The sequence below is a fragment of the Kitasatospora sp. NPDC059795 genome, from assembly GCF_042732175.1.
Classification (GTDB): domain Bacteria; phylum Actinomycetota; class Actinomycetes; order Streptomycetales; family Streptomycetaceae; genus Kitasatospora.
On the sequence record NZ_JBHWID010000001.1, the window covers coordinates 780,677 to 807,509 of the forward strand.

The window sequence follows — 26,833 nt, forward strand, 5'->3', positions numbered from 1 at the left end:
GCACTGATGTCCGACGACAAGAAGCTGCTCGACTACCTCAGGCGCGCCACCGCGGACCTCGGTGACGCCCGGAGGCAGCTGCGCGAGGCCGAGCAGGCCCGCCACGAACCGATCGCCATCGTCTCCATGGCCTGCCGCTATCCCGGCGGCGCCAACACGCCCGAACTGCTGTGGGACCTGGTCTCCCGGGGCGCGGACGCGATCTCCGCCTGGCCGGTCAACCGCGGCTGGGACCTGGAGGGCCTGTACGACCCGGACCCCGAGCGGTCCGGCACCTCCTACACCCGCAACGGCGGCTTCCTGCACGACGCCGCCGAGTTCGACGCGGAGTTCTTCGGCATCTCGCCGCGCGAGGCCCTGGCCATGGACCCGCAGCAGCGGCTGGCCCTGGAGACCGCCTGGGAGGCGGTCGAGCGGGCCGCGATCGACCCCCGCACGCTGCGACGCACCGGCACGGGTGTCTTCCTCGGGGCGATCGGCAACGGCTACGGCGCGGGTTCGCGCCACCTCCCCGAGGTCCAGGGCCTGCTGGACACCGGGACCGCGAGCAGCGTGGTCTCCGGCCGGATCGCCTACACCCTGGGCCTCGAAGGGCCCGCGGTGACCGTGGACACGGCCTGCTCCTCCTCCCTGGTCGCCCTGCACCTGGCGATCCGGGCCCTGCGGGCCGGCGACTGCACGCTGGCCCTGGCCGGCGGGGTGTCGGTGATGGCGACGCCCGACCCGTTCGTGGCGTTCAGCCGCCAGCGCGCACTGTCGGCCGACGGCCGCTGCAAGGCGTTCGGGGCCGACGCGGACGGCACCGGCTGGTCCGAGGGCGCCGGCGTCCTGCTGCTGGAGCGCCTGTCGGACGCGCGGCGCAACGGGCACCCGGTGCTGGCCGTCGTCCGTGGCTCGGCCACGAACCAGGACGGTGCGAGCAACGGCCTGACGGCGCCGAGCGGCCCGTCGCAGCAGCGGGTGATCCGGGCCGCGCTCGCGGACGCGGGCCTGACGGCGTCCGAGGTGGACGCGGTGGAGGCGCACGGCACCGGCACCACCCTCGGCGACCCCATCGAGGCGCAGGCCCTGCTGGCCACGTACGGCCAGGGGCGGCCCGCCGAACAGCCGCTGTGGCTGGGCTCGTTGAAGTCGAACATCGGCCACACCTCGGCGGCGGCCGGAGTGGGCGGCGTCATCAAGATGGTGCTGGCGATCGAGCACGGCGAACTGCCCAGGACCCTGCACGCGGACCGGCCGACGCCCATGGTGGACTGGTCGTCGGGAGCCGTGGAAGTCCTCTCCGAGGCCCGGGCGTGGGACGACACCGGCCGTCCGCGCCGGGCGGGCGTGTCCGCCTTCGGCGTCAGCGGCACCAACGCCCACCTGATCCTCGAACAGGCACCGGCGGAGGAAGCCGAACCGGTGGCCGGCGGCGACGCGTACCCGCTGCCCTGGGTGCTGTCGGGGCGCACCGACGAGGCGCTGCGCGACCAGGCGACCCGGCTGCTGGCACACCTGAGCGCCGACCCCGCACCCCTGCGGGCCGCCGACACCGGCCGCGCCCTCGCCCTCACGCGGACCGCCTTCGAACGGCGCGCCGTGGTGGTGGGCACCGACCCGGACCGGCTGCTCGACGGCGTGAAGGCGCTGGCAGAGGGCCGCACGGTGCCCGGGCTGGTGCAGGGCGACGGCGTGTCGTCCGGCCGTTCGGTGCTGGTGTTCCCGGGCCAGGGTTCGCAGTGGGTGGGGATGGCCGCGGAGCTGTTGGCCGGGTCGGAGGTGTTCGCGGGCCGTTTCGCGGAGTGCGAGCGGGCTCTGGTGCCTTACACCGACTGGTCGTTGGCGGAGGCGCTGGGCTCGGAAGCCCTGCTGGCGCGCGTCGATGTGGTGCAGCCGGTGCTGTGGGCCGTGATGGTGTCGCTGGCGGAGCTGTGGCGGTCGTTCGGCGTGGTTCCGGACGCGGTGGTCGGCCACTCCCAGGGCGAGATCGCCGCCGCCGTGGTGGCGGGCGGTCTGAGTCTGGAGGACGGCGCCCGTGTGGTGGCGTTGCGTTCCCGGGCGATCCGCGCGTTGGCGGGCCGTGGCGGTATGGCGTCGGTGCCCCTGCCGGTGGACGTGGTGCGGGAACGCCTGGGCCGTCTGTCGGTGGCGGCGGTGAACGGCCCGTCGTCGACGGTGGTGTCGGGTGACGCGGACGCGGTCGCGGAGTTCGTTGACGCGTTGGTCGAGGAGGGGGTGCGGGCGCGCCTGATCGAGGTCGACTACGCGTCGCACTCCGCACACGTGGAGGAGATCCGCGAGCAGTTGCTCGCCGACCTGTCCGGCATCACCCCCGTCTCAGGTGCGGTGCCGTTCCTTTCGACGGTGACGGGCGGCTGGCTGGACACGAAGTCCCTGGACGCCGAGTACTGGTACCGCAACCTCCGCGAGACCGTCGAGTTCGAGCAGGCCACGGCGGCGTTGCTGGGGGAGGGTTTCCGGTTCTTCGTCGAGTCCAGCCCGCACCCCGTGCTCACCTTCGGTGTCCAGCAGACCGCCGACGCGGCCGACGCCGCCGGCTCCGCGCAGGGCCCCGCCGTGGTCGTGGGCACGCTGCGGCGCGGCGAGGGCGGCCTCGACCGCTTCCTGACGTCCCTGGGAGAGGCCCACGCGGGCGGCCTGTCGCCCGACTGGGACCGGGTGTTCGCCGGACACCGTCCGGACGGCATCTCCCTGCCCACCTACCCCTTCCAGCGTCGCCCGTACTGGCTGGAGGACACCGTCCCCGCGGCGGGCGGTCCTGCCGGAACGTCCTCGGACGGCGACGACTTCTGGGAGGCCCTGGGCGGGGGCGACCTGGACCGGTTCAGCACGACCCTGGGGGTGACGCCCGAGGACCCGCTGAACGTGGTGCTCCCCGCGCTCGCCACCTGGCGCACCGAGCGCACCGAGCGTTCGGTGGTCGACTCCTGGCGCTACCGGGTGACCTGGCGGGCCCTGCCCGAGGGCCCCCCGGTCGCACTGGACGGCAACTGGCTCGTGCTGTCGTCGGACGGCCGGCCCGAGGACGGGGCGCGCCGAGCGGAGGCGACCGTCCACGTCATGGAGCAGGCCGGGGCTTCGGTGATCCACGTACGGATCACCGAGGCGGCGGCCGACCGCGCCGTGCTGGCCGACCGGGTCCGCGCGTCCCTCGGCGCGCTGCCCGGCCCGGTGACGGGAGTGCTGTCGCTGCTGGGCCTCGACGAGCGCCCGCACTCGGCGCACCCCTCCGTCCCGCTGGGCGCCGCACTCAACCTGGCCCTGGTGCAGGCCCTCGGCGACGCCGGGATCGACGCGCCCCTGTGGTGGGCGACCCGGGGCGCGGTGTCGGTCGCGGGCACGGACACCGGGAGCGCGGTCAGCGCCGCACAGAACCTGCTCTGGGGTCTGGGCCGGGTCGCCGCGCTGGAGTTCCCGCAGCGCTGGGGCGGTCTGATCGACCTCCCGGAGACCCTGGACCCGGACACCGCCCCGCTGCTGTGCCGGGTGCTGGCCGGCGGCGCCGGGGACGAGGACCAGGTCGCCGTACGGGCCACCGGCTGCCACGGCCGGCGACTGGTCCGGTCCGCCCTGGGCGACACCGCGCCGCGGCGCAGCTGGCGGCCCGGGGGCACCGTGCTGATCACCGGCGGCACCGGCGGGATCGGCGCGCAGATCGCGCGCTGGCTGGCCCGGCGGGGAGCCGGGCACCTGGTGCTGGTCAGCCGGCACGGCGCGGACGCGCCGGGTGCGTCGGAGCTCTCCGAGGAACTGGCCGCCCTCGGCGCCCGGGTCACCCTGGCGTCGTGCGACGTCGCCGACCTGGAGGCCCTGCGCGAGCTGAAGGACGGCCTCGAACAGGACGGCCACCGGATCAGCACCGTCTTCCACGCCGCAGGGGCCGGGCTGCTGGTGCCGCTGCCCGACACCGACGCGGACGAGTTCGCCGACACCCTCCACGCCAAGGTCGGCGGGGCCCGGAACCTGGACCTGCTGTTCGACCGGGACACGCTCGACGCGTTCGTGCTGTTCTCCTCCATCTCCGGGGTGTGGGGCAGCGCCGTCCACGGCGCCTACGCCGCCGCCAACGCCTACCTCGACGGCCTCGCCGAGGACCGCAGGAGCCGCGGCCTCGCCGCGACCTCCGTGGTGTGGGGCATCTGGAGCCCCGAGGGCGGGGCCGGCGGGATGGCGGCCGAACTGGCGGAGGAGACCCTGCGCGGCCACGGCGTGCTCTTCATGCCGCCCGCAGTCGCGATCACCGGGCTCCAGCAGGTCCTGGACCACGACGAGACGGTGGTCGTGGTCGCCGACATCGACTGGGACCGCTTCGCGACGGTCTTCACCTCGGCCCGCCCCAGCCCGCTGATCGGGGAACTCCCCGAGGTGCGCGCCGCGCTGGCCGCCGAGCCGGAGACCGGCGGGACCGGTTCCCAGGGAACGCCCTCGGCGCTGCGCGACCGGCTGGAGCCGCTCCCGGCGGCCGAGCGGACCCGGGTGCTGGTCGACCTGGTCCGCACCCACGCGGCCGCCGTCCTCGGCCACGACTCGCCGGACGCGGTCGCCCCCGGCCGGGCCTTCCGCGACCTGGGCTTCGACTCCCTGACCGCCGTGGACATGCGCAACCGGCTCAACACCGCCACCGGCCTGCGGCTCCCGGTCACCGTCGTCTTCGACTACTCGTCGGCGACCGCGCTCGCCCGGCGCGTGGAGACCGGACTGCTGGGCACCGCCGAGGAGCCAACCACCGTCCGGCAGCCCCCGACGGCGGCACCCGCCGCAGAGGACGACGACCCGATCGTGATCGTCTCCATGAGCTGCCGCTACCCCGGCGGCGTACGCACCCCCGAGGACCTGTGGCGGCTGGTCGCCGACGGGCGCGACGCCGTCTCCGGGCTGCCGTCCGACCGGGGCTGGGACCTCGACGCGCTGTACGACGCGGACCCCGACCGGCCCGGCCGGAGCTACGCCGCCGCGGGCGGATTCGTCGGGGACGCGGACCGGTTCGACCCCGGGTTCTTCGGGATCTCGCCGCGCGAGGCCCTGGCCATGGACCCGCAGCAGCGACTGCTGCTCGAAACCTCCTGGGAGGCGATCGAGCGGGCCGGCATCGACCCGGCGTCCCTGCACGGCACCAAGACCGGCGTCTTCGCGGGCGCCTCCTACCAGGGCTACGGCGGCACCCTGCGCGACGTTCCCGAGGAGCTGGAGGGCCTGTTCATCGCGGGCATCTCCACCAGCGTCCTGTCCGGGCGGGTCGCCTACCAACTCGGCCTCCAGGGGCCCGCCGTGACCATTGACACGGCCTGCTCCTCGTCGCTGGTGGCGGTCCACCTCGCCGCGCAGTCGCTGCGCTCGGGCGAATGCGCGCTGGCCCTGGCGGGCGGCGCCACGGTGATGGGCACCCCGCTGTCGTTCACCGGCTTCAGCCGGCAGCGCGGGCTCGCCGAGGACGGGCGCTGCAAGTCCTTCGCCGCCTCGGCGGACGGCTTCGGCATGGCCGAGGGCGTGGGCCTGCTGCTCCTGGAACGCCTCTCGGACGCCCGCCGCAACGGCCACCCGGTGCTCGCGGTGCTGCGCGGCTCGGCGATCAACCAGGACGGCGCGAGCAACGGACTGACCGCGCCCAGCGGCCTGGCCCAGCAGCGGGTGATCCGCGACGCGCTGGCGAACGCCCGGCTGTCGGCCGCCGACGTGGACGCCGTCGAGGCGCACGGCACCGGCACCCGGCTGGGCGACCCGATCGAGGCCGACGCGCTGCTGGCCACCTACGGCCAGGACCGGCCGGCCGACCGGCCGGTGTGGCTCGGGTCGCTGAAGTCGAACATCGGGCACACCCAGGCCGCCGCCGGGGTCGGCGGCATCATCAAGATGGTGCTGGCCATGGGTCACGGCGAGCTGCCGCAGACCCTGCACATCGACCGGCCGTCCCCGAACGTCGACTGGACGGCGGGCGCCGTCGCCCTGCTGACCGAGGCCACCCCCTGGCCGGAGACGGGACGGCCGCGCCGGGCCGGCGTGTCCTCGTTCGGCCTGAGCGGCACCAACGCGCACGTCGTCATCGAGCAGCCGCCCGCCGAGCCCGAGTCCGTACCCGCACCCGCGCCCGTACCCGGGTCGTCCGTCGTCCCGTGGGTGCTGTCCGGGCGGACCGCCGAGGCCGTGAAGGCCCAGGCGGAGCGGCTGCACGCACACCTGACGGAGCACCCGGAGCTGTCCTCCGTCGACGTCGGCCACTCCCTCGCCACCACCAGGACCGCCTTCGAGCACCGCGCAGCCGTCGTCGGCGACGACCGCGCCGCCCTGCTGGGCGGCCTGGCCGCGCTGGCCGCGGGAGACCGCGCACCCGGCCTGGTCGAAGGCGCCGTCGCCCGATCGGCCCGGACCGTCTTCGTCTTCCCCGGCCAGGGATCGCAGTGGGCCGGCATGGCCCGGGAACTGCTCGACCACGCCCCGGCCTTCGCCGACCGGATCGCGGCCTGCGCCCGCGCCCTCGCCCCGCACCTCGACTGGTCGCTGCTCGCGGTCCTGCGCGACGAGCCCGACGCGCCCCCGCTGGACCGGGTGGACGTGGTGCAGCCGGTGCTGTGGGCGGTGATGGTGTCGCTCGCCGAGCTGTGGCGGGCGCACGGGATCGTCCCCGACGCCGTGGTCGGCCACTCCCAGGGGGAGATCGCCGCCGCCTGCGTGGCCGGCGCGCTCTCGCTGGACGACGCGGCCCGGATCGTCGCGCTGCGCAGCCGGGCCCTGCTGGCCCTGACCGGACGCGGCGGCATGCTGTTCGTGCCGCAGCCGGTCGACGCCGTCCGCGAAGCACTGTCCGCCCACGACGGGGCGCTCGACGTCGCCGCGGTCAACGGGCCGACGTCGGTGACGGTCTCCGGCGACCCGGCGGCACTGGAACGACTGCGCGAGCAGTACTCCGAGGCGGGCGTCCTGACCTGGCCGGTCCCCGGCGTGGACTTCGCCGGACACTCGCCCCAGGTGGAGGAGCTCCGGGAGGAACTGCTCGCCCTCCTCGGCGGCACCGCGCCGCGGACGTCCGACATCCCGTTCTACTCGACGGTCAGCGGCGGCCCCGTGGACACCCTGGGCCTGGACGCCGCGTACTGGTACGAGAACCTGCGCCGGCCGGTGGAGTTCGGACGGGCGGTCGACGCGCTCATCGCCGACGGACACCACACGTTCGTCGAGTGCAGCACCCACCCCGCGCTGACCGTCTGGCTCCAGCAGGCCGTCGAAGCGGCCGGAGCCGGCGACGGAGCCGTCGTCGGCACCCTGCGCCGCACCGAGGGCGGCCCCGGCCGCTTCCTCGCCGCGCTCACCGAACTCCACGTCCGCGGCCTGCCGGTGGACTGGGGAACGGTGTTCGCCGGAACCGGCGCCCGCACGCAGCCCCTGCCCACCTACGCCTTCCAGCAGCAGCGCTACTGGCTGGACACCACCGCCGGCCGGCCCGCCGACGCCCTGACCGGCGCCGACGCCACGACCGGCGCCGGACCGGCCGACTCCGGCTTCTGGGAGGCGGTCGACCACGGGGACCTGGACGCCCTCGCCACCCTCCTGCGGGTCGAGGACGGGGAACTGCGGGCCTCCCTCGCCTCGCTGGCGCCCACCCTCGCCGAGTGGGCGCGCGGCCGGGCCGACGACCGGACCGCCGACAGCTGGCGCTACCGGGTCGCCTGGAAGCCCCTGTCGGCCTCCGAGCGGCCCCGGCTCACCGGCAGCTGGCTCGTCGTCGCCCCGGCCGGCGCCGCCGAGGACCCGGCCGTCGCGTTCGCCGTGGACTCCCTGCGCGGACACGGCGCCACCCCCGTCCTGGTCGAGGCCGGCCCCGACGCGACCGACCGGACCCGGTTCGCCGCCCTGCTCCGCGACGCCCACGACCACCCGGACGGGCCGCCCGCCGGCATCCTGTCGCTGCTCGCCCTGGCCGAAGAACCGCACGGCGACGGCTCGGCGCTTCCCCGCGGCCTCACCCTGACGGTCGCGCTCCTCCAGGCCCTGGGCGACCTCGGCACCGACGCCCCGCTCTGGTGCGCCACCCGGGGCGCGGTGTCGGTCGGCCGCTCCGACCGGATCGACAGCACCCTCCAGGCCCTGGTCTGGGGCCTCGGCGGGGTCGCCGGCGTCGAGTACCCGCAGCGCTGGGCCGGCCTGGTCGACCTGCCGCGACAGCTCGACGACCGGGCCGCGACCCGGCTCGCCGAAGCACTGACCGACCCCGACGGCGAGGACCAGGTGGCGGTGCGCGCCACCGGCCGCTACGGCCGCAGGGTCGTCCACGCCGCACTCGGCGACACCGCCCCCGTCCGCGACTGGACGCCCGAGGGCACGGTCCTGATCACCGGCGGCACCGGCGGCCTCGGCGCGCAGATCGCCCGATGGCTCGCCCGCACCGGCACCGCGCACCTGCTGCTCACCAGCCGGCGCGGCGCACAGGCCCCCGGGGCCGACGCCCTGCTCGCCGAACTGCGCGACCTCGGCGCCGACGCCACCGCGGTGGCCTGCGACGTCGCGGACCGCGACGCACTGGCGGACCTGCTCGCCGGCATTCCGGCCGAACGCCCGCTGCGCGCCGTCCTGCACACCGCGGGCGTCCTCGACGACGGGGTGATCGACTCGATCACCCCCGAACGCGCGGCCGGCGTCCTGCGCCCCAAGCTCGACGGCGCACGCAACCTCGACGAACTCACCCGCGGACTCGACCTGACCGCCTTCGTGCTGTTCTCCTCGCTCGCCGGCACCCTCGGCGGCACCGGCCAGGGCAGCTACGCCGCCGCCAACGCCTACCTCGACGCCCTGGCCCGGCAACGCCGCGACCTCGGACTGGCCGGCACCTCGGTCGCCTGGGGCCTGTGGGGCGGCGACAGCCTCGCCGCCGGAGCGGTCGCCGAACGGCTGATCCGCGACGGCCTGCCCGCCATGGATCCCGCCACGGCCACGACCGCGCTGCGCCAGGCCCTCGGCCACGACGACACGGCGGTCCTCGTCGCCGACTTCGCCTGGGACCGCTTCACCCGGGCGTACACCGCGCTCCGGCCCAGCGCCGCCCTCGGCGACCTGCCCGAGGTACGGGACGCGCTCGCCGCCGCGGCCGAGTCCCGGAGCACCGCCGACGCCGCCGAGTCGCAGGCCCTGCGGCTGGCCGCGCTGCCCCCGGCGGAACGGGACCGGGCCCTGCTGGACGTGGTCCGCACCGAGGTCGCCGCCGTGCTCGGCCACCCCGGGCCCGAGGCGGTGGGACCCGACCAGGCGTTCAAGGACATCGGCTTCGACTCGCTGACCGCCGTCGAACTGCGCAACCGGCTCGCCGCGGCCACCGGCCTGCGCCTGCCGGTGACCCTGGCCTTCGACTACCCCACGGCCACGGTCCTGGCCGGACACCTGCGCACCGAACTGCCGGGCGCGCCTGCTGTCGAGACGTCCGACGCCCCCGGGCAGCCGGCCGTGGCCGCCGCGGTGCCCGAGGACGAGGCGATCGCCGTGGTCGCCATGAGCTGCCGCTACCCCGGCGGCGTCAGCACCCCCGAGGAGCTGTGGGAGCTCGTCGCGGGCGGACAGGACGCCATCACCGGCTTCCCCACCGGACGCGGCTGGGACCTGGACGGCCTCTACGACCCGGACCCGGACCGGGTCGGCAGCACCTACGCGCGGGAGGGCGGCTTCCTCCACGACGCCGACCGCTTCGACCCGGCGTTCTTCGGGATCTCCCCGCGCGAGGCGCTGACCATCGACCCCCAGCAGCGGCTGCTGCTCGAACTCTCCTGGGAGGCGTTCGAACGGGCCGGCATCGACCCGCTGTCGCTCAAGGGCAGCGCGAGCGGCGTCTTCGTCGGATGCAGCCACCACGACTACGGGTCGCGCGTCACCGAACCCTCCGAAGAGTTCGAGGGCTACCTCGGCATCGGCAGCGCGGGCAGCGTGGCGTCCGGGCGGATCTCCTACAGCCTCGGCCTCGAAGGGCCCGCGGTGACCGTCGACACGGCCTGCTCCTCGTCGCTGGTCGCGGTCCACCTCGCGGCCCGGTCGCTGCGGGCCGGCGAATGCTCGCTGGCGCTCGCCGGCGGCGTGACCGTGATGTCGACACCGGGCGCGTTCGTCGAGTTCAGCCGGCAACGGGTGCTCGCCGAGGACGGCCGCTGCAAACCGTTCGCCGCCGCCGCCGACGGCACCTCCTGGGCCGAGGGCGCCGGACTGCTCGTCCTGGAACGCCTCTCGGACGCCCGGCGCAACGGCCACCCGGTGCTCGCCCTGGTCCGCGGCTCCGCCGTCAACCAGGACGGCGCCAGCAACGGCCTGACCGCCCCCAACGGACCGTCCCAGCAGCGCGTCATCCGGGCGGCCCTCGCCGACGCCGGACTGACCGCCGCCGAGGTCGACGCGGTGGAGGCGCACGGCACCGGCACCCGGCTGGGCGACCCGATCGAGGCCCAGGCACTGCTGGCCACCTACGGCCGGGAACGCGACGCGCAGCAGCCGCTGCTGCTCGGCTCGCTGAAGTCGAACATCGGGCACAGCCAGGCCGCCGCCGGAGTCGCCGGCATCATCAAGATGGTGCAGGCCATGCGGCACGGGACACTGCCGCGCACCCTGCACGTCGACACGCCGACCCCGCACGTCGACTGGTCGGCCGGCGCGGTCCGGCTGCTCACCGACGACACCCCGTGGCCGAAGACCGGCCGCCCCCGGCGGGCCGCGGTGTCCTCGTTCGGAGTCAGCGGCACCAACGCCCACACCATCCTCGAACAGCCCACCGAGCCGGCCCTGCCCGTTCCGGCGGCCACCGCCGACGCGCCCGCCCTGCCCTGGCTGCTCTCAGCCCGTGGCGCGGACGCGCTGCGGGAGCAGGCCGCCCGGCTGCTCCGGCACGTGGAGCAGACCCCGACCCTCGCCGTCGCGGACCTGGGCCGCTCCCTGGCGCTGAACCGCAGCGCCTTCGAGTACCGGGCCGCCCTCACCGGCACGGACCGGCAGACCCTGCTCCAGGGGCTCACCGCCCTCGCCGCCGGCGAGCCGTCGGCGGACCTGGTGAGCGGCGTCACCGGCCCGGCCGCGAAGACCGCCTTCCTGTTCGCCGGCCAGGGCAGCCAGCGCACCGGCATGGGCGCCGGACTGTACGCGCGGTTCCCGGTCTTCGCCGACGCCTTCGACGCGGTCTGCGCGGAACTCGACCCGCTGCTCGACCACCCGCTGCGGGAGGTGATCGACGCGGCCCCCGGCGACCCCGGCCACGGCCTGCTGGACCGCACCGAGTACACCCAGCCCGCCCTGTTCGCCCTCGGCGTCGCCCTGTTCCGCCTCGCCGAGCACTGGGGCGTACGTCCCGACCGGCTGCTCGGCCACTCCGTGGGAGAGCTGGCCGCCGCCCACGTCGCCGGGGTGTTCACCCTGCCCGACGCCGCGGCGCTGGTGGTCGCGCGGGGACGGCTCATGCAGGCCCTCCCGGCGGGCGGCGCGATGGTCGCCCTCGCCGCCGGGGAGGAGGAGGTGCTGCCGCTGCTCGCCGGCCGCGAGAGCCACGTCGGCCTCGCCGCGGTCAACGGCCCGGCCTCGACCGTGATCTCCGGCGACGCGGCAGTGGTGGACGAGATCGCCGCCCAGCTCGCCGCACGAGGCCGCAAGACCCGACGACTGCGGGTCTCCCACGCCTTCCACTCGCCCCTCATGGAGCCGATGCTCGCCGAGTTCCGCGAGGTCGCGGCCCGGATCGTCCCGGGGGAGGCCGCCATCCCCGTCATCTCCGACCTGACGGGCGAGCCGGCCACCGCCGAGCAGCTCGGCTCACCGGACTACTGGGTGGAGCACGTGCGCGGCACCGTCCGCTTCCAGGACGGCATACGCCACCTGGAGCGCGACGGCGTCACCGCGTTCCTCGAACTCGGACCCGACGGCGCGCTCACCGCCATGGGACAGGACTGCCTGACCGGCGCCACCGGAAGCCCCGTGCTGGTGCCCCTGCTGCGCAAGGACCGGCCCGAAGCCCCCGCGGCGACAGCCGCCCTGGCCCGGCTGCACGTCACGGGCGTCCCCGTGGACTGGGACGCCGTGCACTCCGGCGGCCCGTCCCGCTCCGCCGCCGACCTGCCGACCTACGCCTTCCAGCGCGACAGCTACTGGCTGAAGGCCGGCCCGGCCACGGCCGGCCTGCCCGCCGCCGGACTGCTGACCGTCGACCACCCGCTGCTCGGCGCCGGAACGGAACTCGCGGACTCCGACGGCTTCCTGTTCACCAGCAGGTTCTCGGTCCGCAGCCACCCCTGGCTGGCCGACCACGGCGTCTACGAAGGCGTGCTGTTCCCCGCCACCGCGTTCCTGGAACTCGCGGTCCGCGCGGGCGACCAGGTCGGCTGCGACCAGGTCGAGGAACTGACCCTGGAAGCGCCGCTGGTGCTCCCGGCGGGCGGAGCCGTCACACTCCAGCTCACCGTCGGAAGCCCGGACGCCACCGGCACCCGCCCGCTGAGCGTCCACGCCCGGGCCGCCGACGACGGCCCCGACGCCCCCTGGACCCGGCACGCGAGCGGCCTGCTCGGCACCGCCGCAGCGCCCGACCCGGTCGCCCCGGTGGACCCCGAGGCCTGGCCGCCGGCCGGAGCCGTCCCGCTCGACACGGAAGGCCTGTACGACCGCTTCGCGGGCGGCGGATTCGCCTACGGCCCCGCGTTCCAGGGCCTGCGCGCGGCCTGGCGGCTCGGCGACGAGGTGTACGCCGTCGCGAGCCTGCCGGAGGAGCAGCAGCCGGACGCCGCCGCGTTCGGCCTGCACCCGGCGCTGCTCGACGCCGCCCTGCACGCGCTGGTGTTCGACGTACTCGAGGGACCCGCGCAGGGCTGGCTGCCGTTCTCCTGGAACGGGGTGCGCCTGCACGCCTCCGGCGCCACCGAACTCCGGCTGCGGCTGATCCCCACGGGCCGCGACGCCGTCGCCGTCACGGCGACCGACGCCGCCGGGCGGCCGGTGGTCTCGGCCCGCTCCCTCGTCCTGCGGCCCGTCTCGGCCGACCGCTTCAAGGCCACCCGCGCCGGACACCACGAGGAACTGTTCCGCCCCGAGTGGCAGGCCCTGCCGGAGCGCGCCGCGACGGGCACCGTCCCCGGCCCGGAGTCCTGGACCGTGCTCGGCGGCGCGCCGCTCCCCGGCCGTGCGGTCACCGACGTCGCCGCGCTGTCCGCACTGCTCGACGCGGGCGCCCCGGTGCCCCCGCTGGTGCTGGCGGCCTGCTCGCCCGCCCCGGCCGGCGCCCTCCGCGACGCGGTCCACGACGGACTCCGCACGGTCCTCGCGCTGCTGCGCGACTGGCTGGCCGAGGAGCGCCTGACCGGCTCCAAGCTGGTCCTGGTCACCGCGGGCGCGGTCCCGGTGACCGGCGAGGACGTCCCGGACCCGGCGCCGGCCGCGCTCTGGGGCCTGGTCCGCTCGGCGCAGACCGAGAACCCCGACCGCTTCGTCCTGCTGGACCTCGACACCCAGGAGAACCCGCCCGCGCTGCTCGCCGACGCCCTCGCCTCCGGGGAACCCCAGCTCGCGATCCGGGCGGGCGCCGTCCACGTCGCCCGGCTGGCCCGGGTGCCGCTGGCCGCCGCCGCGCGCACACCCGGCTGGGGCGGCGACGGAACCGTCCTGATCACCGGCGGCACCGGCGCCATCGGCGCCCACGTCGCCCGCCACCTGGCCGCCGAACACGGCGTCCGGCACCTGCTGCTCACCAGCCGCAGCGGCCCCGCCGCCGACGGCGCGGCGGAACTCCTCGCCGAGCTCGCCGCACTGGGCGCGCACGCCGAGATCGCCGCCTGCGACGCCGCCGACCGCGACGCCCTCGCCGCCCTGCTGGCCGCCCTGCCCCCCGCGCACCCGCTGACCGGCGTGGTGCACGCCGCAGGCGTCCTGGCCGACGGCGTCGTCGCCACCATGACGCCCGAGCAACTGGACCTCGTCCTGCGCCCCAAGGTGGACGCGGCGATCAACCTGCACGAACTCACCGCCGGCCTGGACCTGTTCGAGTTCGTCCTGTTCTCGTCCATCGCCGGCATCTTCGGCGGCATGGGCCAGGGCAACTACGCCGCCGCCAACGCCTTCCTGGACGCCCTGGCCCACCGGCGCCGCGCCGACGGGCTGCCCGGCCGCTCCCTCGCCTGGGGCCTGTGGGCCAACAGCACCGGGATGACCGGCGGGCTCACCGAGGCCGACCTGCGACGGATCGCCCGGGGCGGGATCGTCGCCTTCGACCCGGACCGGGGACTGGCGCTCTTCGACACGGCCGGCGCCCTCGACGAGCCGGTCGTCCTCCCGCTGCGGCTCGACACCGCGGCCGTCCGCGCCCAGGCCGGCGCCGGCGGCGTCCCCGCCCTGCTGCGCGGCCTGGTGCGCCCCGCCGCCCGGCGCGGCACCGCGGGCCCCGCCGCCGGCGCCGGCCCCGACGGGCCCGACGCCCTGAAGCAGCGCCTGGCCTCCCTCAACGACACCCAGCGCGGCCGGGTCCTCCTCGACCTGGTCCGCTCGCACGCCGCCCTGGTGCTCGGCCACAGCGGCCCGGCCGCGGTCGATCCCGGACGCGGCCTGCTGGAGGTCGGCTTCGACTCGCTGACCGCGGTGGAACTGCGCAACCGGCTGCGCGCCGCCACCGGCCACCCGCTGCCGGCCACCCTGCTCTTCGACCACCCCACCCCGGCCGCGATCGCCGGACACCTCGCCGCCGAACTCGTCCCCGAGGCCGGGCCCGGCCCGGTCCCCGGCCTCGCCGAACTGGACCGCCTGGCGGGCGCCCTCGACGGCATCCCCGACGACCCGGCGGACCGCGAACGGCTCGCCGACCGGCTCCGGGAGCTGCTGCGCAGCCTCGACCCGGCGGCCACCGCGGCCGACGGCACGGCAGCCGACTCCATCGAGGACCGGATGGACGGCGCCAGCGACGACGAACTCTTCGACCTCATCGACAACGAACTCGGCCTGTCATGACACCGACCCGACACCCGAACCAGGACGGCGACTCCCGATGGTGAACGACGACAAGCTGAGGGACTACCTCAAGCGCGTGACGGCGGACCTGCACCACACCCGCCGGCGCCTGACCGAGGCCGAGGAAGCGGGCCGCGAACCGATCGCGGTCGTCGCGATGAGCTGCCGCTACCCCGGCGGCGTACGGACCCCCGAGGACCTGTGGCGCCTGGTCGCCGACGGCACCGACGCCATCACCGGCTTCCCCGGCGACCGCGGCTGGGACCTGGACCACCTGGACGACCCGGACCAGCTGCGCGAGGGCACCAGCCACACCGCCCTGGGCGGCTTCCTCGACGACGTCGGGCACTTCGACCCCGGATTCTTCGGGATCTCCCCGCGCGAAGCGCTCGCGATGGACCCGCAGCAGCGGCTCCTCCTGGAGACCACCTGGGAGGCGTTCGAACGGGCCGGCATCGACCCCGCGACCCTGCGGGGCAGCCGGACCGGCGTCTTCGCCGGCGTGATGTACCAGGACTACGCGGTACGGCTGCGCCAGGTCCCCGACGACGTGGCCGGCTACATCGGCAACGGCAGCTCCGACAGCGTCGCCTCGGGCCGCGTCGCCTACACCTTCGGCCTGGAGGGCCCGGCGGTCAGCATCGACACCGCCTGCTCCTCCTCGCTGGTCGCCATCCACCTCGCCGCCCAGGCCCTGCGGGCCGGCGACTGCACCCTGGCCCTGGCCGGGGGCGCGATGGTCATGTCGACACCCGTCCCGTTCGTGGAGATGAGCCGCCAGGGCGGCCTGGCCCGGGACGGCCGCTGCAAGTCCTTCTCCGCCGCCGCCGACGGCACCGGCTGGGGCGAGGGCGTCGGCATGCTCCTGCTGGAGCGACTCTCCGACGCCCGCCGCAACGGCCACCCCGTCCTCGCCCTGATCCGCGGCACCGCCGTCAACCAGGACGGCGCCAGCAGCAGGCTCACCGCCCCCAACGGCCCCGCCCAGCAGCGCGTCATCCGGCACGCCCTGGCCAACGCCGGACTCACCCCCGCCGACGTGGACGTGGTCGAGGCGCACGGCACCGGCACCCCGCTGGGCGACCCGATCGAGGCGCAGGCCCTGCTGGCCACCTACGGGCAGAACCGCGCGGACGGGCAGCCGCTGCTGCTCGGCTCGCTGAAGTCCAACATCGGGCACACCCAGGCGGCGGCCGGCGTCGGCGGCGTCATCAAGACCGTCCTCGCCATGCGGCACGGCACCGTCCCGCCCACCCTGCACGCGCAGGACCCGTCCCCGCAGATCGACTGGACCGCGGGCGCGGTGCGCCTGGTCACCGCGAACACCCCCTGGCCCGAGACCGGACGGCCGCGCCGGGCCGCGGTGTCCTCCTTCGGCGTCAGCGGCACCAACGGACACGTCGTCCTCGAACAGGCCGACGAGCCCGTCCCGGAACCCGCCGACCAACCCGCTGCCCCCGCCGCCCCCGCGGTCCTGCCCTGGGTGCTCTCCGGACGCACCGCCGACGCGCTGCGCGCCCAGGCCGCACGGCTCCGCGACCACCTCGACGCCCACCCCGGACCCGGCCCGGCGGAGGTCGGCCACGCCCTCGCGACGACCCGCGCCGGGCACGAGCACCGGGCGGTCCTGATCGGCGCCCACCCCGACGAGTTCCGGGCCGGCCTCGACGCCCTGGCGGCCGGCCGCACCGTCCCCGGACTGGTCCTCGGCACCGCCGGAACCGGCGGCGAAGTCGCCCTGGTGTTCCCCGGACAGGGCTCCCAATGGGCCGGCATGGCCGTCGAACTCCTCGACGCCGCCCCCGCGTTCGCCGCCCGCATCGCGGACTGCGAACGCGCCCTGACCCCCTTCGTCGACTGGTCCCTGGAAGCCGTCCTGCGCGGCGCCCCCGGCACCCCGCCGGCCGACCGCGTCGACGTGGTGCAGCCGGCGCTGTGGGCCGTCATGGTCTCGCTGGCCGAACTGTGGCGCTCCCACGGCATCACCCCCGGCGCGGTCATCGGCCACTCGCAGGGCGAGATCGCCGCCGCCGTGGTGGCGGGAGCGCTGAGCCTGGAGGACGGGGCGAAGGTCGTCGCCCTGCGCAGCCGGGCGATCCGCGCGCTGTCCGGCCGCGGCGGCATGGCCTCGGTGGCCCTGCCCGCCGAACAGGTCGCCGAACACCTCGCCCCCTGGGACGGCCGGCTCTCCGTCGCCGCCGTCAACGGACCCGCCTCCACCGTGGTCTCCGGCGACACCGACGCGCTCGACGCGTTCCTCGACCGGACGGCGGCCCTGGACATCCGCAGCCGGCGCATCCCCGTCGACTACGCCTCGCACAGCGTCCACGTCGAGGACATCCGCACCGAACTGCTCGCCCGGCTCGACGGACTGACCCCCCGCCCGTCCGCCGTCCCCTTCTACTCCACCCTCAGCGGCGGCCTGCTGGAGGACACCACCGCCCTGGACGCCGACTACTGGTACCGCAACCTCCGCGGGACCGTCCGCTTCGAACAGGCGACCCGCGCCCTGCTCGCCGACGGCTACCAGGTCCTCCTGGAGAGCAGCCCGCACCCCGTCCTCACCGTCGGAGTGCTGGAGACCGCCGAGGACGCCGGCGCCGACGCCACCGCCGTCGGCACCCTGCGCCGCGACGACGGCGGCCCGCGCCGGTTCACCGAGTCCCTGGCCGAACTCCACCTGCGCGGAGTCTCCCCGGACTGGGACACCGTCTTCGCCGACCGCCGCCCCGGACGGGTGGAACTGCCCACCTACGCCTTCCAGCGCGACCCGTACTGGCTGGAGGACGGCGCCGCGCCCGACGCCGACGTCACCTCCGCCGGACTGGCCCCCGCCGACCATCCGCTGCTGGGCGCCGTCGTCGTCCTCGCCGACAGCGACGGCCTGCTCCTCACCGGCCGACTGTCGGCCCGCACCCACCCGTGGCTCGCCGACCACGCCGTCGGCGGCCGGGCACTGCTCCCGGGCACCGCCTTCCTGGAACTCGCCCTCCAGGCCGGAGCCCGCGTCGGCTGCCCCCGGGTCGAGGAGTTCACCCTCCAGGCCCCCCTGGTGCTGCCCGAACACGGCGGCACCGTGCTGCGCCTCACCGTGGGCGCCCCCGACTCCCTGGGCCACCGCCCGCTCAGCCTGCACTCCCGGCCGGACACACCCGCCGACGGCGACCTCGACGGCGCCCTCGACGAGGAGTGGACCCGGCACGCCGAAGGCGTCCTGGCCCAGGCCGGCGCGGAAGGCACCGAGGCCGACGGGCCGATGCCCTGGCCGCCGCCCGGCGCCGAACCCCTCGACCTCGACGGCCTGTACGACCGCTTCGCGGCGGGCGGATTCGCCTACGGTCCCGCCTTCCAGGGCCTGCGCGCGGCCTGGCGGCGCGGCGACGAGCTGTTCGCGGAGGCCGTCGTGCCCGCCGGGCCGGTTGGGGCCGCACCCGACGCCGCCCGCTTCGGCCTGCACCCGGCCCTGCTGGACGCGGCCCTGCACGCCACCGGCGTGCCCGGCACCCCCGGCGCGGACGCCCACCCCGAGGGACGGCTGCCGTTCTCCTGGAACGGCGTGACCCTGCACGCCGCCGGCGCCGACGCGATCCGCGTCCGGCTCGCCCCGGCCGGACCCGACACGGTGACGCTCGCCGTCGCCGACGCGACCGGCGCCCCCGTGGCGACCGTGGACGCGCTGGTCCTGCGGCCCGCGGGCACTATCGGCGCCGCCCCTGTCCTCAGCGGCCGCCACCACCAGGACCTCTACGCGACGGAGTGGGTCACCGCACCCCCGCGCGGCAGCGGCGCACCCGTCCACCGCACCGCGGACCTGGCCACGCTGCTGGCCGCCGTCGACGCCGGAGCACCGGTGCCCGAGACGGTCCTGCTGCTCTGCGCGGAGACCGCGGAGCCCGCCGACGCAGCGGTCCGCGCGGCCGTCCACCAGGCGCTGGCCGACATCCGGACCTGGCTCGCCGACGACCGCTTCGCCGACTCGCGCCTGGTGTTCGCCACCTGGGGCGCGGTCGGCACCGGGGACGGGGAGGACGTCCGCAACCCCGCGCACAGCGCGCTCTGGGGCCTGGTCCGCTCGGCCCAGTCCGAACACCCCGGGCGCTTCGCCCTGCTCGACCTCGACGCCGACGACGAGCACGGCACCTCCGCGGGCGTCGCCGCGGCCCTCGCCTCGATCGCCTCGGGAGAACCGCAGTCCGCCGTCCGCGGCGACGACGTCCGCACACCCCGCCTGGTCCGAGTCCTCAGGAACGACGAGGTGGAGCCCCGCTCGGCCTTCGACCCGGACGGCACCGTCCTCATCACCGGCGGCACCGGCCTGCTCGGCTCCCATGTCGCCCGCCGCCTGGTCACCGGGCACGGCGTCCGGCACCTGCTGCTGCTCTCCCGCAGCGGCCCGGCCGCCGCCGGAGCCGAAGAACTGCGGGCCGAACTCGCCGCACTGGGAGCCGAGACGGCCGTCGTCGCCTGCGACGCCGCCGACCGGACCGCCCTGGCCGCCGTCCTCGCGGACCTGCCGGCCGCGCACCCGCTGACCGCCGTGGTCCACACCGCAGGCACCCTCGACGACGGCGTCGTCACCGCACTCACCCCCGAACGGGTGGACGCCGTGCTGCGCCCCAAGGTCGACGCCGCCCTCCACCTGCACGAACTGACCCGCGACCTCGACCTCACGCACTTCGTGCTCTTCTCCTCGGCCGCGGGCACCTTCGGCGGCCCCGGACAGGCCAACTACGCCGCCGCCAACGCCTTCCTCGACGCCCTGGCCACCCGGCGCCGGGCGGCCGGGCTGGCCGGCCAGTCCCTGGCCTGGACCCTGTGGGAGCAGCCCAGCGCCCTCACCGGACACCTCGACGAGGACGACGTACGACGCCTCGCCCGGTCCGGGATGCCGCCGCTCTCCACCGAGCGGGGACTCGCGCTCTTCGACACCGCCCTCACCGTGGACCGGGCCGCCCTGGTCCCGATGCGCCTCGACGCCGCAGCTCTGCGCTCCGCGGCGGCGGACGGCACCCTGCCGCCGCTGCTGCGCGGCCTGGTGCGCACACCGCCCCGCCGGGCGGCCACGGCCGCGGAGGCGACGGCCGACGACAACGCCCTGCGCGTGCGCCTCGCGGCCCTCGACGGCACCGGACGGACCCGGCTGCTCGTCGAACTCGTCCGCACCCACGCGGCAGCAGTCCTCGGCCACGCCACCCCGGACACCCTCGACCCCGGACGGGCCTTCCGCGAACTGGGATTCGACTCGCTGGCCTCGGTGGAACTGCGCAACCGCCTGAACGCCGCCACCGGCCTGCGGCTCCCCGCCAGCCTGGTGTTCGACCACCCGACCCCGGCGGCGCTCGCGGACTTCCTGCGCGCCGGACTCACGGACACGGCCACGGCCACGCCCGCCCTGTCCGCCGTACCCGCAGGGCCGGCCGACCGGAACGGGGACGCGGACGACGACCTGATCGCGATCGTCTCCGCGGCCTGCCGCCTCCCCGGCGGCGTCCGCTCACCCGAGGACCTGTGGCGGATGCTGTCCGAGGGCCGCGACGGCGTCTCCGGGTTCCCCACCGACCGCGGCTGGGACGTCGAAGCCCTCTACGACCCCGACCCCGACCGCGTCGGCACCTCCATCACCCGCGACGGCGGCTTCCTGTACGACGCCGCCGACTTCGACGCGGAGTTCTTCGGCATCTCGCCGCGCGAGGCCCTGGCCATGGACCCGCAGCAGCGGCTGCTCCTGGAGACCACCTGGGAACTCTTCGAGCGCGCGGCCATCGACCCGGCCGCCCTGCGCGGCGCCCCCGTCGGCACCTACGTCGGCCTGATGCAGCAGGACTACGCCGCCCGGCTGCTGCCCTACATCCCCGAGGACGTCGAAGGATTCCTCGGCACCGGCAACTCGGGAAGCATCGTCTCCGGACGCCTGGCCTACTTCTTCGGCCTGGAAGGCCCCGCGGTCACCGTGGACACGGCGTGCTCGTCCTCGCTGGTGGCCCTGCACCTCGCGGTGCGGGCGCTGCGGTCGGGCGAATGCTCGCTGGCGCTGGCCGGCGGCGTCAACGTGATGTGCAGCCCCGAACTGTTCGTCGAGTTCAGCCGACAGGGCGGACTCGCCCCGGACGGCCGCTGCAAGTCCTTCGCCGCGGCGGCCGACGGGACCGCCTTCGGCGAGGGCGTCGGCATGCTGCTGGTGGAGCGCCTGTCGGACGCGCGGCGCAACGGGCATCCGGTGCTGGCCGTCGTCCGTGGCTCGGCGGTGAACCAGGACGGTGCGAGCAACGGCCTGACGGCGCCGAACGGTCCGTCGCAGCAGCGGGTGATCCGTGCGGCGCTCGCGGACGCGGGGCTGCCGTCGTCCGCGGTGGACGTGGTGGAGGCGCACGGTACGGGGACGCGGTTGGGCGACCCGATCGAGGCACAGGCGCTGCTGGCCACGTACGGGCAGGACCGGCCGGCGGACCGTCCGGTGTGGATCGGCTCGCTGAAGTCCAACATCGGACACGCCTCGGCCGCCGCCGGTGTGGCGGGGGTCATCAAGTCGGTGCTGGCGCTGCGGCACGGTGTGATGCCGAAGACGCTGCACGTGGACGGCCCGACGCCCGAGGTGGACTGGTCGGCGGGAGCCGGCCGACTGCTGACCGAGGCCCGTACGTGGGACGAGACAGGCCGCCCGCGCCGGGCCGGCGTGTCCTCCTTCGGCGTCAGCGGCACCAACGCCCACGTCATCCTCGAACAGGCCCCGGACGAGTCGACAGCTTCCGTCGACGGGCCCGGGACACCGGAGACCGTGCCCCTGCTCCTCTCCGCACGCACCCCGGAGGCGCTGCGCGCCCAGGCCGCCGCGCTGGCGGCCCGGATCGGCGACGGCTCGGGAGTCCGCGCCACGGACGTCGCCTTCTCCCTGGCCACGGGCCGCAGCGCGCTGGCACACCGCGCGGTGCTGGTGGGCACGGAGGACAACCTCGCCGAGCACCTGACCGCGCTGTCGCAGGGTGCTGCGGTGCCTGGCGGCGGGTTGGTGTCCGGTCGTTCGGTGCTGGTGTTCCCGGGCCAGGGCTCGCAGTGGGTGGGGATGGCTGCGGAGTTGCTGGCCGAATCGGCGGTGTTCGCGGAACGGATGGCCGAGTGCGAGCGGGCGCTGGCGCCGTATGTGGATTGGTCGTTGGCGGAGGCGCTGGGCTCGGAGGCCCTGTTGGCGCGCGTCGATGTGGTGCAGCCGGTGCTGTGGGCCGTGATGGTGTCGCTGGCGGAGCTGTGGCGGTCGTTCGGCGTGGTTCCGGACGCCGTGGTCGGTCACTCGCAGGGCGAGATCGCGGCCGCTGTGGTGGCGGGCGGTCTGAGCATCGACGACGGCGCCCGTGTGGTGGCGTTGCGTTCCCGGGCGATCCGCGTGTTGGCGGGCCGGGGTGGGATGGCGTCGGTGCCGTTGCCGGTGGACGCGGTGCGGGAGCGCATCGTGGGTCGGTTGTCGGTGGCGGCGGTGAACGGTCCGTCGTCGACGGTGGTGTCGGGTGACGCGGACGCCGTGGCGGAGTTCGTTGACGCGTTGGTGGGGGAGGGGGTGCGGGCGCGTCTGATCGAGGTCGACTACGCGTCGCACTCCGTGCACGTGGAGGAGATCCGCGAGGAGTTGCTGTCCGATCTGGACGGGATCGCTCCAAGGCCGGGTTCTGTGCCGTTCTTCTCGACGGTGACGGGCGGCTGGTTGGAGACGGAGGTCCTGGACGCCGAGTACTGGTACCGGAATCTCCGGGAGACCGTCGAGTTCGGGCAGGCCACGGCGGCGTTGCTGGGGGAGGGTTTCCGGTTCTTCGTCGAGTCCAGCCCGCATGCGGTGTTGTCGGTTGCGGTGGGGGAGTCGGTGGAGGCCGCGGGCGTGGACGCCGTGGTGCTGGGGACGCTGCGCCGCGGCGAGGGCGGCCCGGCGCAGGTGCTGCGTGCGGTGGGCCGCGCGTGGGAGTGCGGGCTGACAGTGGACTTCTCGGGTGCGTTCCCGGGGGCGCGGCGGGTGGACCTGCCGACGTACGCCTTCCAACGAGCCCGCTACTGGCTCGACGTCCCGACCACGAGCTGGGACGTCGCCTCGGCGGGTCTCGCCACGACCGGGCACCCGCTGCTCGGTGCGGTGACGCAGGTCGCGGACTCCGACGAGCTGCTGATCAGCGGCCGGATCTCGCTGCGTACCCACCCCTGGCTCGCCGACCACGCGGTGTCGGGCGTCGTCCTGCTCCCCGGCACGGCCTTCCTCGAACTCGCGCTGCGCGCCGGGGCCGAGGCGGACTGCCCGGTGGTCGAGGAACTCACCCTCGGATCGGCCCTCGTGCTCCCGGCGGAGGGAGCCGTTCACCTGCAGCTCCGGGTCGCCGCGCCCGACGGCGACGGTCGGCGGGGACTCAGCGTGTTCGCCCGTACGACGCGGGACGCCGACGCGCCCTGGACGGAGCACGCCACCGGCACCCTGGTGCCCGGGCCCGCCGGGGAGCAGGTCGGAGCCGCGGCCGGTCTGCTGAGCTGGCCGCCGTCCGGTGCTGAACCCGTGGACACCGGCGACCTCTACGAGCGCTTCGCGGAGGCCGGCTACCACTACGGCCCGGCCTTCCGCGGCATCCGTGCCGCGTGGCTCCGCGACGGCGAGGTGTTCGCCGAGGTGGTGCTGCCGGAGTCGCAGCACGCCGACGCCGCCGGGTGCGTGCTGCACCCCGCGCTGCTGGACGCGGCCCTCCAGACCGCCGCACTGCTGCCCGACCAGGACGGCGGGGCCCGGCTGCCCTTCAGCTGGAACGGTGTGACCGGCGGGATCACCGGGGCCACCACGCTGCGGGTGCGGCTCGCCGCCGGCGCGCCGGACTCCGTGACCCTGCACGCCCACGACCTGTCGGGACGGCAGGTGCTCGGCGTGGAGGGCCTGCTGCTGCGGCCCCCGGCCGCGGGCGGGCCGGGGGTCGGGACTGCTCACGCCGACCTGCTGTACCGCCTCGACTGGACTCCGGCCACCGACCCGGCCGACAGTGCCGTGCCCACCTGGGCCGCCCTCGGCAATGCCGTCCCGGGCGCGGCGACGTTGCCGGACCTCGACGCCCTGGGAGCCGCCCTCGAAGCGGGCGCCGCCCTCCCCGCGGTGGTCGTGGCGGCCGTCGCCACCGCCGACCTGCCCGACCCTGCCGACCGGGTCCGCGTCACCGCGCACCGGGGCCTGGCCCTCGTCCAGCAGTGGCTGGCCGACGAGCGGTTCGCCGAGGCCAGGCTGGCCCTGCTCACCAGGGACGCGGTCCGTACCGGACCGCTCGACCGTCCCGTCGATCCCGCCCAGGCCGCCCTGTGGGGCCTGGTGCGCAGCGCGCGGGCCGAGCACCCCGGGCGCTTCGTCCTGATCGACGCGGCCGGGATCGACGTGGCCGGGACGGGCGAGCCGGCGGACGCCCTGCCCGCGGCGCTCGCCGCCGGGGAACCCGAGCTGGCGTTGCGGACCGGCCTGCCGCTGGTGCCGCGGCTGGTCCGCGGCGGACGGCCGGACGGCACGCTGTCCCTGCCGGACGGCGACGGCTGGCGGCTCACCACCGACGGCCGGGGCTCCGTGGAGGACATCGCGGCGGAACCCGCTCCTGCGGCCCTCGCCCCGCTGGGCAAGGGCGAGGTGCGGATCGCGGTGCGCGCCGCCGGGCTGAACTTCCACGACGTCATCGCCGCGCTCGGACTGGACCCCGACCCCGAACAGCAGGGCTTGGGCAGCGAGGGCGCCGGAACCGTCGTCGAGGTCGGCCCGGGTGTCGACGACCTGGTGCCCGGGGACCGGGTGATGGGGATCTTCGGGGGCGCGTTCGGCCCGACCGCCGTCGCCGACCGCCGCACCGTCGCCCGGATACCGGCGGGCTGGTCCTTCGCCCGCGCCGCATCCGTGCCGGTGGTGTTCCTCACCGCCTACTACGGCCTGTTCGATCTCGGCGAACTACAGCCTGGGGAATCGGTCCTGGTCCACGCCGCGGCCGGCGGTGTCGGCATGGCGGCGGTCCAGCTCGCCCGGCACGCCGGTGCGCGGGTGTTCGCGACCGCCTCCCCCGCCAAGTGGGACGTCCTGAAGGCCGGCGGACTGGACGACGGGCACATCGCCTCGACCCGGACCACCGACTTCGCCGAGACGTTCCTGACGGCCACCGGCGGGCGGGGCGTCGACGTCGTCCTGGACAGCCTGGCGCGGGAGTTCGTCGACGCCGGTCTGCGGCTGCTGCCGAACGGCGGCCGGTTCGTGGAGATGGGCAAGACCGACGTCCGCGACCCCGAGGCGGTCGCCGCGCAGCACCCCGGGGTGCGCTACCGGGCGTTCGACCTGATGGAGGCCGGTCCGGAGCGGATCGGCGAGATGCTCGCCGACGTCCTGGACCTGTTCGAGCAGGGGGTGCTGCGTCCGCTGCCCGTCACCGGCTGGGACGTCCGGCAGGCCCCGGCCGCGCTGCGCTCGCTCAGCCAGGCCCGGGGCGTCGGCAAGAACGTCCTGCTGCTGCCCGCTGCGCCGGACCCCGAAGGGACCGTCCTGGTCACGGGGGCCACCGGCACCCTGGGACGGCTCCTCGCCCGGCACCTGGTCGTCGCGCACGGCTCCCGGCACCTGCTGCTGGCGGGCCGCCGGGGCGGATCCGCCGACGGAATGCCGGAGCTGGTGCGGGAACTGACCGGACTCGGGGCGTCGGTGACCGTCGCCGCCTGCGACGTCGCCGACCGCGCCGCGCTCACCGCCCTGCTCGGGTCGGTGCCTGCCGCGCACCCGCTGACCGCCGTCGTCCACGCGGCCGGCGTCCTGGACGACGCCACGATCGCCGGGCTGACGCCGGACCGGCTCGATCGCGTCCTGCGGCCCAAGGCGGACGCGGCGCTGGCCCTGCACGAACTCACCCGGGACCTCGACCTCGCGGCGCTGGTCCTGTTCTCCTCGGGCGCCGCCCAGTTCGGCGCGGCCGGGCAGGCGAACTACGCCGCCGCCAACGCGGTCCTCGACGCCCTCGCCGCCGAACGCCGGGCCGAGGGGCTGCCCGGCCTGTCCATCGGCTGGGGCCTGTGGGAGGAGCGCAGCGGGATGACCGCCGCGGTCACCGCGGGGCGGGGCGCCGGGGCGGGCGCGCTGACCTCGGCGGAGGGCCTCGCCCTGTTCGACGCGGCGCTGGACTCCCCGTACGCCTACCGGCTCGCGGCCAGGATCGCCCCGTCCGTGCTGCGGGCGGACGACCGGCTGCCCGCCGTGCTCCGCGGCCTGGCCCGTCCCGCCCGTACCGCCGCCGCCTCCGCCGCGGCACCGGCCCGCTCGATGGCGCAGCAGCTCGCCGAGCTGCCCGAGGCCGAACTGCACCGGACCCTGCTCGACCTGGTGCGCGGCAACGCGGCGGCGGTGCTCGGCCACAGTTCGCCGAACCTGATCCGCCCGGCCCGCCCGTTCAAGGAGGTCGGCTTCGATTCCCTCACCGGGGTCGAACTGCGCAACCGGCTGGTGTCCGCGACCGGGCTGCGGCTGCCGGCCGCGCTGGTCTTCGACCACCCCACCCCGGAGGCACTGGCACGCCACCTCGCCGAGCGGGTCACCGCCGCCCGCCCGAGCGGCGACGCGGCGGTCCGGGCCGGGCTCGACACCCTGGAGACCCTGCTCGACGCCCTGCCGCCGGACGGCGTCAGCGACGAACTCGCCGCCCGGATACGGGAGGTGCTGTCCCGCCCGCTGCCCGGCGGGACACCGGCCACCACCGCCCGCCCCACGGGCGACGCGGACGACCTGGCCCCCGACCTGATCGAGGCGGCCAGCGACGACGAGATGTTCGAGTACATCGACCGGCAGCTGGGATCCGCATGACCAGGGCACCGTTCCGCGCACCCTGCGCACCCTGCGCAGCCCGCGCAGTCCGAGACGAGACCCGAGCAGCCC

2 protein-coding genes are annotated in these 26,833 nt (G+C 76.0%); both read left to right on the plus strand.

The annotated features are described in order from the left end of the window. The first annotated feature begins 6 nt into the window (after positions 1–6). Positions 7–14,940 carry a type I polyketide synthase gene (locus ACFV4P_RS03725; RefSeq protein WP_380466980.1) on the plus strand — a complete coding sequence of 4,978 codons (14,934 nt, stop codon included), beginning with the start codon at positions 7–9 and terminating at the stop codon, positions 14,938–14,940. A gap of 37 nt (positions 14,941–14,977) precedes the next feature. Continuing rightward, positions 14,978–26,761, plus strand: a complete 11,784-nt coding sequence (locus tag ACFV4P_RS03730) for an SDR family NAD(P)-dependent oxidoreductase (protein ID WP_380466983.1) — start codon at positions 14,978–14,980, stop codon at positions 26,759–26,761. The last annotated feature ends 72 nt before the right edge of the window (positions 26,762–26,833 follow it).